The organism is Bacteroidota bacterium, assembly GCA_016195025.1.
Taxonomy (GTDB): domain Bacteria; phylum Bacteroidota; class Bacteroidia; order Palsa-948; family Palsa-948; genus Palsa-948.
This window is the reverse complement of record JACQAL010000025.1, coordinates 32,946-45,711: the sequence shown is the minus strand read 5'-3', so window position 1 is coordinate 45,711 and position 12,766 is coordinate 32,946. Positions and strand designations below refer to the sequence as shown.

The 12,766-nt window shown below is 43.9% G+C and carries 13 protein-coding genes; 12 read left to right on the top strand and 1 reads right to left on the bottom strand.

What is annotated here, in order from left to right:
* Nucleotides 1–368 precede the first annotated feature (368 nt).
* Entirely contained in the window at nt 369–779 is a 411-nt protein-coding gene (locus tag HY063_05570) for a hypothetical protein (GenBank protein MBI3501246.1), read from the top strand.
* Between the two features lie 45 nt (nt 780–824).
* Nucleotides 825–2,297, top strand: coding sequence for a hypothetical protein (locus HY063_05565; GenBank protein ID MBI3501245.1), 1,473 nt, complete (start codon nt 825–827; stop codon nt 2,295–2,297).
* Nucleotides 2,298–2,428: 131 nt separating this feature from the next.
* Here the strand turns inward: HY063_05565 and HY063_05560 are convergent, their stop codons facing one another.
* Nucleotides 2,429–2,692 carry a hypothetical protein gene (locus HY063_05560; GenBank protein ID MBI3501244.1) on the bottom strand — a complete coding sequence of 88 codons (264 nt, stop codon included), beginning with the start codon at nt 2,690–2,692 and terminating at the stop codon, nt 2,429–2,431.
* Here HY063_05560 and HY063_05555 point away from each other — a divergent pair.
* The 10 genes from HY063_05555 (at nt 2,691) to HY063_05510 (ending at nt 12,766) form a co-directional block, all read left to right on the top strand.
* Nucleotides 2,691–2,918, top strand: coding sequence for a DUF393 domain-containing protein (locus HY063_05555; protein ID MBI3501243.1), 228 nt, complete (start codon nt 2,691–2,693; stop codon nt 2,916–2,918). The genes HY063_05560 and HY063_05555 overlap by 2 nt on opposite strands.
* A 125-nt stretch (nt 2,919–3,043) precedes the next feature.
* Nucleotides 3,044–4,150: a T9SS type A sorting domain-containing protein gene (locus HY063_05550; GenBank protein MBI3501242.1), complete on the top strand. Its 1,107-nt coding sequence runs from the start codon at nt 3,044–3,046 to the stop codon at nt 4,148–4,150.
* A gap of 37 nt (nt 4,151–4,187) precedes the next feature.
* Nucleotides 4,188–6,587 carry a gliding motility-associated C-terminal domain-containing protein gene (locus HY063_05545; GenBank protein ID MBI3501241.1) on the top strand — a complete coding sequence of 800 codons (2,400 nt, stop codon included), beginning with the start codon at nt 4,188–4,190 and terminating at the stop codon, nt 6,585–6,587.
* Nucleotides 6,588–6,659: 72 nt separating this feature from the next.
* On the top strand, nt 6,660–7,724 hold the full coding sequence (locus HY063_05540; GenBank protein ID MBI3501240.1) for a PorP/SprF family type IX secretion system membrane protein: 1,065 nt from the start codon (nt 6,660–6,662) through the stop codon (nt 7,722–7,724).
* Between the two features lie 44 nt (nt 7,725–7,768).
* The gene (locus HY063_05535) at nt 7,769–8,158 is read left to right on the top strand and encodes a thiol-disulfide oxidoreductase DCC family protein (protein ID MBI3501239.1); all 390 of its coding nucleotides are present in this window, start codon (nt 7,769–7,771) and stop codon (nt 8,156–8,158) included.
* A gap of 80 nt (nt 8,159–8,238) precedes the next feature.
* Nucleotides 8,239–9,333, top strand: a complete 1,095-nt coding sequence (locus tag HY063_05530) for an outer membrane beta-barrel protein (protein MBI3501238.1) — start codon at nt 8,239–8,241, stop codon at nt 9,331–9,333.
* Nucleotides 9,334–9,373: 40 nt separating this feature from the next.
* The gene (locus HY063_05525) at nt 9,374–9,763 is read left to right on the top strand and encodes a four helix bundle protein (GenBank protein MBI3501237.1); all 390 of its coding nucleotides are present in this window, start codon (nt 9,374–9,376) and stop codon (nt 9,761–9,763) included.
* Between the two features lie 39 nt (nt 9,764–9,802).
* Nucleotides 9,803–11,026, top strand: coding sequence for an ammonium transporter (locus HY063_05520; GenBank protein MBI3501236.1), 1,224 nt, complete (start codon nt 9,803–9,805; stop codon nt 11,024–11,026).
* A gap of 139 nt (nt 11,027–11,165) precedes the next feature.
* Nucleotides 11,166–11,636: a hypothetical protein gene (locus HY063_05515; protein ID MBI3501235.1), complete on the top strand. Its 471-nt coding sequence runs from the start codon at nt 11,166–11,168 to the stop codon at nt 11,634–11,636.
* Entirely contained in the window at nt 11,633–12,766 is a 1,134-nt protein-coding gene (locus tag HY063_05510; protein ID MBI3501234.1) for a glutathionylspermidine synthase family protein, read from the top strand. The genes HY063_05515 and HY063_05510 overlap by 4 nt, the downstream gene beginning before the upstream one ends.

The following is a 12,766-nucleotide window of genomic DNA, read 5'->3' as shown; positions in this document are numbered from 1 at the left end:
GTGTTAATGTTCGGTAATAACTCGCCACGAGTTATTCTGAACATTAATACTGTTGCTCTAAAACAAAAAATGTAACTTTAAACTCTAAACCAAAAATCGCCTTGTTGCGCTAAGGCCTTGAATGCACCCTAACTCATTTTCACTAATCTTGCGAAAGTCCTACAATTTAAGAATGCCTGCAACATGAGGAAAAAAATCTGCAAAGTTAGAGAACACTACTTTTGCTTTTATGCGCAAGTGCGCATAATTTGAATTGAAAATTTGTTATACGCCAGGAACAAGAAAAAAAACAAGCGCTGAGCAGAGCGTGTGGCTCAGTTTGTTTTTGCATACAAAAAAAGTTATCCTACATTTGCCGAAATCTTTTTATGAAAACAATTTTCAGAACCTTATCCCTTATATCTCTATTCCTTATCCCTTTTTATTTTCTTTCTTCCTGCTGCAAGCCCGGAACCGGAGGCGATGCCACGCTGGTGGTTTTTCTGCAGCATCACACCAAGCCGATTATCAACCATGTTGGCTGGCCCGATACTGTTTTTGTTAAGTTCAAAGCGAAAGATTCTCCCGGCACAAGCCCCGGCAATTACGATACTTATTTTATTGGCGAACAAGGCGAAGACCATGTGCACTGCAAAGGATTGAAATGCGGAGATTATTTTCTCTTTGGCGCGGGTTATGACAGCATCAATCACGAGCGCGTTACGGGCGGGCTGCATGTGAAAATTAAACATAAAGAGCGCAAGCAGGAAACAGATGTTGATTTGCCTGTGTCAGAATAACAACTGCCTTCAGGAATTTTTTATCTTTAGCAAATAAATTTCTTTATGCGAAAAAGTTTTTCTCTTTCTGTTTTCCTCCTGATGGTTTTTTCATCTGTTATTTTTTTCACCTGCCGTAAGGATAAAGGGCTGCTTGATTATACTCCCTCCGGCTATCCGCAGGAAGTGGGAAAAATACTAATTGCCAAATGCGCCACGCAGGGCTGCCACAACAAACAAAGCAAAGACGTGTGTGCCGGGCTCTCGCTTGAAACATGGGACGATTTATTTGCAGGCGACCGCGGAGGCGCAGTATGCATTCCCTACAGCCACCAGTACAGCCCGTTGTTTTTATTTACCAACACCGATTCCACTCTTTCGCCTGTGAACAAACCCACCATGCCTTATAATCAACCGGCTCTTTCTGCCGAAGAACAAAGAACCCTTATGCAGTGGATTGACGCAGGCGCGCCCGATGCCAAAGGAAAAATCATGTGGAGCGATAATCCCAGCCGCAAAAAGTTTTATGTTACCAACCAGGGCTGCGATGTGGTAACGGTGTTTGATGCCGCCACGCTTTTGCAGATGCGGTATATTCCGGTAGGTTCTGCTGTTGATGCCGCACCGCACATGCTTAAACTTTCACCTGATAATAAATACTGGTATGTTTGCTTTGCTGCAGGAGGTGTATTGCAGAAATTCAGAACATCAGATGATTCTAAAGTCGGAGAAGCATTTATTACGAGTGGTCTTTGGAACACATTTGCTATTTCCAATGATTCCAAATATGCTTATGTAACGGATTGGAGTGCCAATGGCAGAGTAACACCGGTGAATTTATCCAACATGGCTCCGCTTGGTTCATGGTCGGGAATATTTGACACTCCGCACGGCACAGCAATAAATTCTAAGGGCGATACTCTTTATATAGGGGCAAGCCAGTCGAATTATATTTATAAAGTACCGATTAACGATCCGGGAAGCGAAATCAATATTTCTATTGACCAGCCCAATCCTCCATTTACGGTGGGTCCAAAACCTATTCAACCGCACGATATTATATGGTCGCCAGACAGCACGCTCTATTTTGTGTCGTGCGACAGTGCAAAGAGCGTGCGTGTTTTGCGAAGAAGCGATGATGTGCAGATAGCAACTATTCCAACGGGCGATTATCCTGTTGAGATGAGCTTATCAACCCATTCTTCTACTCCTTACCTTTTTGTCACTTGCATGAAAGATGCGCCTACTACTCAATATCCTTACAATGGCAGTGTAACTGTAATTAATTATCAAACCCTCTCCTTTATAAAAAATATTAAAGGAGTCAACATATCTGATCCGCATGGAATCGGAGTTGATGATGGAACTGGTTTGGTATATGTTGCAAATAGAAATTTATCAGGACCTTTGCCCCATCATACAACAACTTGCGGAGGAAAAATTGGATTTGTCAGTTTTATAGATCTGCACACACTTGAGTTGCTTCCGCAAAAGAGAGAAATCGCAAGAGACCCCTACTCCATTGCGGTGAGGCATTAAAAACTGCTCAATTTCTGCTTTCCGGAACGGTTGACCTGCTCCTCCGTTCACCTCTTTTTCTTTTACAAAATATTCTTTCCCTGCCAAACCCTGCCAAAAAGTCGCGGAAAGTGCAAAAATTGAAAGAGTGATTAAGACGGATGAAAGAGTTGTTCGGTCGGGTGAATTTTCCGTTCGTCCGGATGAAAGAGTTGTTCGGTCGGATGAAAGAGTTGTTCGGTCGGATGAATTTTCCGTTCGGTCGGATGAAAGAGTTGTTCGGTCGGGTGAATTTTCCGTTCGTCCGGATGAAAGAGTGGTTCGGTCGGATGAATTTTCCGTTCGGTCGGATGAAAGAGTGATTCTGCCGGGTGAATTTTCCGTTCGGTCGGATGAAAGAATGATTCTGCCTGCATGAACTCCCCCGTTCTCCTTTTCGATGGCGTTTGCAACTACTGCAACGCGTGGGTGAATTTCATTATCAGGCATGATACGGAAAAGAAGTTCCGCTTTGCCGCGCTGCAATCACAAGCGGGAAAAAAAATAATGCAGCAGTATAACATTCCTGCTGAAACCGACTCTGCCGCGCTCATTGATAACGGAAAGGTTTATACTAAGTCCTACCTGCTGAGAGAGTTTTAACAATTTACCCCGGAAGCAAATGATTATCAAAAGAAAAAAATAGTTTTAGTTGAAACCTTTCCGGAGCAAGTCCGTAAAAAAGAGGTTAGGTAAGTGAAAAATATATACCGCTAATCACTTTGCCGATGAAAAAAGTTTCTACTTCTTATTTATTTGCATTTGTCTTCGGAAGTTTTCTTTTCCCCGATTTTATTTTTTCTCAAACTGAAACGCAAAGCACGCATGATAATGTTGGTGGCGGCACCGGCACGCAAATAAGTGCGGCAACTGTTAGTTCAGGAACTACACAGGTTCCTATATATGGTTTGGGTTTTAATGTAACCTCAGGAAGTCCAAGTTTTTCGGCAGTCACATTTTCAACATCAGGTTCTTATGTTGCCACTGACATCGTCAACTTTAAATTCTGGGAGTGTAACTTCGATGTTTTCCCTTCAGGATCTCAGGTTCAGCGCGGCTCCACCATAACTACAACTCTGGGACCCGGTTCTCATACCTTCAGCGCATTGGGTATTAGTATAGCTACGGGTTCATCCCATGCCTTTTATATAACTGTAGATATTGCTGCAGGAGCTGTTAACGGTCATACTATCATCTGTAACCAAATCACTCAAGCCAATACAACCATTACCGGAACAAATACGTATGGAACAAATCTCGTAGGTGGCACACAGACGATTTCAGCACTTCCGATCGAAATGCTTTCCTTCACCGGAAAAAAATCAGAAACAGGAAATATTCTTGACTGGATAACCGCATCGGAAATCGGCAATGACTTCTTCACACTCGAACGCTCTGCCGATGGAATTTCATTTACAGAACTTACCAGAATAAAAGGAGCAGGCAACAGCAGCGCCTTTTTACATTACTCGGCAACTGATGCCAAGCCGTATCCGTCAATTACTTATTACCGGTTGAAACAAACCGATTTCAATGGCGACTTCACGTATTCATCTGTTATTTCCATTTCCGATAATTTGCATCCGCCTGATATTTTTATTTCGCCCAACCCTGCAGAAAATGAGTTGTTCCTGAATTTTTACAGCGATGAGGAAAAAGATATGCAGGTGGAAATATTCAATTTATTCGCGCAGCGTGTGGTAGCCCGGGCAGTTCATATTATTAAAGGAGAAGGATATTGGGTTTTTGATGTAGGCGCTCTTCCGCAGGGAGTGTATTTGTTCAACCTGAATTCTTCTTCTTTTAAAAAGCAAATTAAATTTATCAAACTCTGAATTTTTATTTGAGTAGTTTTACCTCTTCCTAATTTATATGATTCACAGCAGAAATTTATTTTTATTTTTCATCGCTCTTATTTCTGCTCATTGCTTTTCACAAAAACAAACTAACCAATGGCATTTCGGCACGCTGGCGGGAATTGATTTTAACAGCGGTGCACCAGTGGCTTTAACCGGAAGCGCGCTGAATACAAATGAAGGATGTTCTTCTGCTTCTGATGCGAGCGGCAATTTACTTTTCTATACGGATGGAGTGAGCGTTTGGGATAAAACAAATACGCAGATGCCCAATGGAAATAATCTTGACGGTGATATTTCTTCCACTGAGTCCGCATTGGTAGTACCTGTGCCGGGAAGCGCTACGCTCTATTATATTTTTACTGTGGATTATGTTGTCGGTCCAAAAGGATTTGAATATTCAATCGTTGATATGACACAGAACGCAGGCAAAGGAGATGTCACGACAAAAAATACTTTGATTCAAAATAATGTAACTGAAAAACAGGCGGCAGTTTATCATTGCAACGGCACCGACATCTGGGTGATGGTGCACGAATGGAATAATAATAAGTTTTACGCTTACCTTGTTACAAGTTCAGGAATTAACCTTCCTGTAATAAGCAGCGTGGGCACATTGCACAACGGAAGCAGCACAAACAATTCCATCGGGTACATGAAATTCAGCAATGACGGAAGCCGTGTTGCATGCGCGATTGGCTACAAAGACACGGTAGATGTTTTTGATTTCGATAACAAGACGGGAGTTGTTTCCAACCCTGTGAGTTTGTCATTCGGGATTAATCATGTGTATGGCGTGGAGTTCTCACCCGACAATTCAAAATTATATGTCAGTTATTATGAGATAGGAAATGCCGGATGGGTTTCGCAGTTTGATTTAACTGCGAGTAATGTTGCGGCTTCTCAAACTGTTTTGGGAACTTCGTTCGACCCGAATTATATTTATGCTCTTCAACTTGCTTCGGATGGAAAAATTTATTGTGCCACGGAAGTGACTCCGTGGATTGGTGTAATCAATTCTCCAAATACATTGGGAGCGGGATGCAATTATGTGGTGCAGGGGTTCAATGTTGACCCGAACGCTAACGGCTATTACTGCATGCTGGGTTTGCCGAATTTTATTGCCAGTTATTTTTACCCGGGCTTTCCTTCTATTCCCGCGTGCGCAGCATTAGTTGGAATTTTTTCCATCAGCGATACGGTGCTTTGCAAAAACGATTGCATCAGTTTCACCGACCAATCCACAGGAGGTCCGCCCACCAGTTGGCAATGGTCTTTTCCGGGAGCAAATACAACTTCCTCAACAGCGCAGGATCCAACTAACATTTGTTATTCCAGCGCAGGAACATATACTGCCACGCTTATTGTTTCTGACGGGACGACTACAGATACCGTCACGCATACAATCACCGTTCTGTCCGGACCAACAGCAAATGCCGGAACAAACGTAACAATTACAATTGGCTCTAACACTACATTGAACGCCACGGGCGGAGGAACGTATGCATGGAGCCCTTCGGCAGGATTAAGCTGCACCACCTGCCCCAACCCGGTTGCCAATCCAACCATCACTACAACTTATTCCGTGACTGTGACTGATAGCAATGGCTGCACTAACACCGATTCAGTTACCGTTTATGTTACAGCGAAAATAATTGCGGCATTCCAGGCGAGCGATACGCTGCTTTGCAAAAACCAATGCATCAGTTTCACAGATAATTCTTCCGGCACGCCTACTAACTGGCAATGGTCTTTCCCGGGAGCAAGCCCAGCCGCTTCAACTGCGCAGAATCCGTTGAACATTTGTTACTCTTCTGCGGGAAATTATACGGTCACATTAATTGCATCGAACACCCTATCCTCTGATACCATTATTCATTCGATTACGGTTGCACCCGGTCCAACTGCAAATGCCGGAACAGATATAACAATTACGATTGGCTCCAACACCACTCTCAACGCTTCGGGAGGCGGAACGTATTCATGGAATCCTTCAACGGGGCTAAGCTGCATAAACTGTCCTGATCCTATTGCTGCACCAAATCTTACCACAACTTATTTTGTCACAGTTACTGATGCTAACGGCTGCACTTCTGTGGCGCTGGTAACAGTGTTTGTTGAACCGCCTTCTGTAAGCTGCTTTGAACCTTCCGTTGCAGATGCGTTCTCTCCGAATGATGACGGAATGAACGATGTGCTTTATGTTCATGCAGCCGACCTCCAGAGTTTGTTCTTTGCCGTTTACGACCGCTGGGGAGAAAAGGTCTTTGAAACGGATAAACCGGCAAATGGATGGGATGGAAAATATAAAGGCAGAACACTTGACCCGGGAGTTTTTGTCTATTATCTGAAAGCGGTTTGCTCTTCGGGAGACAAAGAATATAACATGAAAGGAAATATTACTTTATTTAGGTAACAGAATACACACATGAAGATATCTTCGCAAAACGAAATGGTGCGAACAATACGAAAACAGGAAAACTGGAAAGTGAGAAAGTGTGCAGACGCACGTCTCTGGTTGCTCACTTTCTCATTCTCTCACCTGCTCACCTGCGCTTTTGCTCAGGATGTTCATTTCTCACAGTTCAACCTCTCCCCTCTCACGCTGAATCCCGCCCTTGCGTCTGTGGGATGTGATATGCGCGGCACGCTGAATTACAAAGACCAGTGGAAAAGCGTTACCACTCCCTTCCGCACCGCTGCTTTCTCCTATGAAATGGCATTCATGAAACGAAAATGGAAAAAAGGATACATAGGAGCAGGCATCTCCGATTTCAACGACAAGGCGGGAGATTCAAAAATGGGAACCAACCAGTTGAACCTTTCTCTTTCCAGCGTCATTAAATTAAATCAAAAGAATTTCTTTTCTGCAGGATTGGAGGCGGGCTTTGCACAGCGCCACGTCAGCACCGAAGGGCTTCACTGGGACAACCAGTTCATTGGAACTGCATTCGACCCTTCGCTTCCCTCGGGCGAAAATTTTTCTTCCACTAATATTTCCTATGGAGATTTTGCCGCTGGTCTTTTGTGGACATACGGAAAAGGAGAAATGTATTCCACTGCGAATGATGAAGTGAAAGCAAACATGGGCATATCGGCATTCCATGTATCGGCTCCGAACATATCTTTCTATGGCAATGACATTCGCCTCAGTCCGCGCATCGTATTTCACGGGGGCATGTCGTACGGAATTAAAAATTCGAACACGTCCATCGTTCCTTCTTATATGTTTGCGAAGCAGGGCGCACAGCAGGAATTCATCCTCGGCTCCATGGCGAGGTTCAGGTTAAAGGAAGATTCAAAATACACAGGGTTTGTCAAAGGTTCTGCCGTTTCATTCGGGGGATATTACAGGATGCAGGATGCCGTTATTATCTCATCCCTGATAGAGGTTGCGCAGTATGCCATCGGCATCAGTTATGATGTTAATACATCTCCGCTCACTGCGGCAAGTTCCGGCAAAGGCGGCTTGGAGCTTTCTCTCCGCTTTATTTCTCCCGGTCCGTTCTCTCATTCTGTACTGTCGGGACCTACGCCAAGTTTCGGGAAGTAGTTTTAGTTAAACCGTACTCTTTATTCTAATCTTATCTTTATACGATGAACTCCCCCGTTCTTCTTTTCGATGGCGTTTGCAATTACTGCAACGCGTGGGTGAATTTCGTCATCAGGCATGACAAGAAAAAGAAGTTCCGCTTTGCCGCGCTGCAATCAGAAGCGGGGAAAAAAATAATGCAGCAACACAATATTCCTGCTGAAACCGACTCTGCCGCGCTCATTGATAACGGAAAGGTTTATACTAAATCCTCCCTGCTGAGAGTGATGAAACATGTGGGCGGAATTTATTTCAGTGTTTATCTTTTAATTATCGTTCCAAAATTCATCCGCGATTTTGCGTATGATATAATCGCCCGCAACCGCTACAAGTGGTGGGGGAAAAAAAACGAGTGCATGATTCCAATGAAAGAGGTGCGGGAAAGGTTTTTATAATTTTATTCACACGCCCGTGTGGCTATCTTTTTTTGCCAAAATAAATAATCTCTCTATGTTTGCTTAACAAATACCTGTTAATGCCCGGTAAAAAAAATGTATTCGTCCTGCTCCTGCTGGCGCTTTTAGCAGAAGCAAAAATCTTTTCACAGCAAAAAGATTCTTCTAAAATAGAAATCAGCGGATATGTGGATGCGTATTATGCGTTCTATACTGATTCCGTGGGGACAGGAAATTTTCAAAAGTTCCCATCCGTTTCTCCGCGCAGCAATCATTTCGGATTGAATGTTGCCATGCTCACCGCAAAATATTCTGCAGAGAAAGTGCGCGGTGTCGCCACCGTTCATTTCGGAGATATTCCGCTCAGCGCCTGGTCGGCAAAATATAATTTCATCCAGGAAGCGAATGCAGGAATCCGTTTGCACAAAAAACTCTGGCTTGATGGAGGATTTTTCCGTACGCACTTCGGCACCGAAGCGCTTTTCCCCAGAGAGAATTACACGAGTTCGGTTACCGTGGGAACTTATTTCGAACCGTATTACGAAGCGGGCTTTCGTTTGAACTATAATCCGGATGAAAAACTTTCCATCTTTCTTTATGCGCTGAACGGCTATGGAATTTATGAAGACAACAACAAACAAAAATCTGCAGGGCTTCTCATCACGTATGTTTTCAGCGATAAATTTAATATTGGTTATAGCGGATATTACGGAGATGATTCGCCCGATAGCGTCTCATTATCCTATTTTCGGCAAGCGCATAATGTGTTTCTGAATTTTAAAGGCAAGAAATTTAAATACACGGTTGGCGGAGATGTTTGCTGGCAACAACATTCTTATCTTGCCGATAACACAAAACCGGCAACCATGTGGAGCGCGGTAAGCGTTTTAAGTTATCTGCCTGCAAATAAATTTCGCATTTACACGCGGCAGGAAATATTTAATGACCCGAATGGAATAGTGTCTGGCGCATTCAAAGATATAAACGGCAATCTCACAGGCTATAAACTTTGGGGAATAACGGCAGGCGTGGAATACAAACCCACAGATAATTCCTATATTCGCCTGGAAGGACGACAAATTGAAACCGATGCAGCGCAGGAGATTTTTCATTGGAAAGGAGAAGGAGAAGACAGCCGCACAGAAGTAATGCTCAACGTTGGAGTTTCGTTTTAGTTTAAGTTAATAAGTTATTCAAAAAATAAGCTAATAGGCAATGCAGACATTTGAAGAATTAGAAGTTTGGAAAACAGCAAGAGATTTAAGAAAGGATATTTCTCAATTCACAAAATCATTGCCTGCTGAAGAAAAATATAGTTTATGCTCCCAATTAAAAAGAGCATCAAGGTCAGTTACAGCAAACATTGCTGAAGGGTTCGGAAGATTCCACTATCAGGAAAATATTCAATTCTGCCGCCAATCACGAGGTTCTTTAATGGAGGTGCTGGATCATTTAATTTGTGCACGCGATGAAAACTACATGGATGAAACCATGTTAAGTAGTTTTAAAACAAAAATTCTTCTTTGCAATAAAATACTAAACGGATACATTTCTTATCTTAAAAAAGCAAAACAAAACGAAAAAAAACCCGCACTAACTGATTAACTTAATAACTCATTAACCAATAACTAAAATCTAAATCACATGTTTGACACAGGAACCACCGCTTTCATGCTCGTAGCCGCAGCGCTCGTCATGCTCATGACACCCGGTCTCGCTTTCTTTTACGGAGGGCTTGCCGGCAAAAAAAATGTAGTGGGCATCATGTACCAGAGTTTTGTTTCGCTCGGAATCACCACAGTGATGTGGTTCATCTGCGGCTATTCGCTCTGCTTCAGCGGAGATGCGCTCGGAGGAATCATCGGAAACCTCGACAAAGCGTTTATGCATAACGTGAATTTGAATTCTCCTTTTCCGGGGAATCCGAAAATGCCCGAGTTTGTTTTCATCGCGTATCAATTAATGTTTGCCATCATCACGCCCGCGCTTATCACAGGCGCATTCGCAAACAGAAAAACATTCAGAAGTTACCTCGTGTTTCTGATTCTATGGCAACTGCTCGTGTATTATCCCTTCGCGCACATGATTTGGGGCGGAGGGCTGCTCGCAAAATGGGGCGTACTTGATTTCGCAGGAGGAATTGTGGTGCATGTGAGTGCCGGTTTTGCCGCGCTTGCTTCGGTGTTTTACATCAAGCACCGCAGAGATAAACATTCCGCTAATCATAATATTCCCCTCATTGCAATCGGAACAGGGTTACTTTGGTTTGGCTGGTACGGATTCAATGCAGGAAGCGCGCTCGATGTAAATGCAATTACAGGACAAGCATTCATGAACACTCACTTTGCAGCAGCATTTGCGGCAGTAACGTGGATGATGATTGAATGGTTCATGGTGAAAAAACCAAAGATGGTCGGCTTCATGACAGGTGCCGTTGCAGGATTGGCAACCATCACTCCTGCCGCAGGATATGTTTCGCTCACTGCCGCCTGCGCCATCGGAGTTGCAGCAAGTTTAGTTTGCTATATGGCAGTGATGCTGAAAAATAAAATGAACTGGGACGATGCGCTCGATGTTTGGGGCGTTCATGGAATGGGCGGCATGACAGGAATTATTTTACTGGGAGTGTTCGGCTCAAAGTTTATAAATGCTACCGGAGCAGACGGTTTGCTGCATGGCGGAACAGAATTCTTCACTCACCAGTTGATTGCGGTATTCGGCTGTGCCGTGTATGCCTTTGTGCTCACCTACTTAATGCTGGGCGCAATCAATCTTCTTACAAAAGTGAGAGTATCGGAATCCCATGAAGATGCCGGGCTGGATGAATCGCTTCACGGAGAAAAAGCATACGCGGAAGGAGCGTTTTAAAAAAAGAGGCGAAAACCAAGAAGAATGGAAGAATGGGTTTCCCCCAACATTCCATTATTATTCCAACCTTCTATCTTCTGCTTTCTTTTATGGCATAGTGTTTGCTGCATACAGATGTATTTGTCAAACACAACTTGGAATGAAAAAAATTTACACTTCATTCGTTCTTCTCTTCCCTCTTCTTCTGCTCAGCGGCTGCACAAGCACAAACAGCATTGGCTATTATGAGTATGATGACGATTTGTATAACACCGGCAGAACCTATCATCTCCGCAACGAAAATGATTCTCTTGCGCAGGACAGCGCCTATCCCTACTCGCCTCCTTACCGCGCGCAGTACCACATTTTTTACCACTGGAATTATTCTCCGTACTATTCCTGCTGCTCTCCTTTTGGCTGCTATCACGGCTGGTGGTGGCATTGCTGGCACTCACCGTATTATTACGATGGTCCGTATTATGGTCATCATTGGAACAACATGTATTACGGCCACCGCAGGGAATTCGCTTTGCACCGCAAGCGCATGGACACTCCGCACAGCAAGCCGTTTTCCGCGCGCGGTGGCTTCGGCTCCACCGGAAGAGGGCATTCTTTTTCTTCCGCCTCATGATTCGTGAAAAACTGATTCCGCGTCCACACTGGCAGCAGCAAGTGGAAGAACTCGGCTTCAGTTTTCATACGCTGAACGGAATTCCTTACTGGGATGAATCGGCTTGCTATAAATTTACTGCGGAGCAAATAATTTTTCTGGAAGCATCCTCAAAAGAAATTTATTCTCTTTGCCTGAAAGCGGTACGGAAGATTCTTGATGAAAACTTATTTGAACACTTCCACATTCCCGAAGAATATATTTACCTGGTGAAAAAAAGCTGGGAAGAAAATTTTCCTTCCATCTACGGGCGGTTTGATTTATGGTGGAACGGAAACCTGCGCGAGCCGCCAAAACTTTTAGAGTTCAATGCCGACACGCCTACTTCTCTCTTTGAAGCAAGCATTGTGCAATGGCAGTGGCAAAAGGAATTGCATCCGCAAAAAGACCAGTTCAACAGCATTCACGAAAAACTGATTGCGCAATGGAAGCGGCTGAAGAAAAAATTTCATGCGCAGCCGCTCTACTTTTCCTGCCTCGATGAATTTCCCGAAGATTATGTTACCGCCAGTTACCTGCAAGATTGCGCCAGCGAAGCGGGAATAGAAACGGAATTTATTTCCCTGCCTGAAATCGGCTGGAACGGAAATTATTTTACCGATACATTCGAGAATAGGATTTACAACCTTTTCAAACTTTATCCGTGGGAATGGCTGGTGAACGAGGACTTTGGAATTCACTTGCACGAAAGCGACACCGTTTGGCTTGAGCCGATGTGGAAAATGCTGCTGAGCAACAAAGCCATTCTTGCGCTTCTCTGGAAATTATTTCCCCGTCATCCCAATCTTCTCGAATGTTATTTCGATGAGCCGCACTCCATGAAAAACTTTGTCATCAAACCCCTGCTCTCGCGCGAAGGAGCGAACATAAAGATTGTGGAGAACGGAAATCTTCTCGAAGAAACGGCTGGCGATTACGGAGAAGAAGGATTTATTTACCAGCAACTCTGCAAACTTCCCGAACATGACGGTAACTTTCCGGTGATTGGCTCGTGGGTAATCGGAGGAAAGCCCGCAGGAATCGGCATCAGGGAAGCATCATCGCTTGTCACCAATAATACCAGCAGGTTTCTTCCGCACTATTTTATTTAG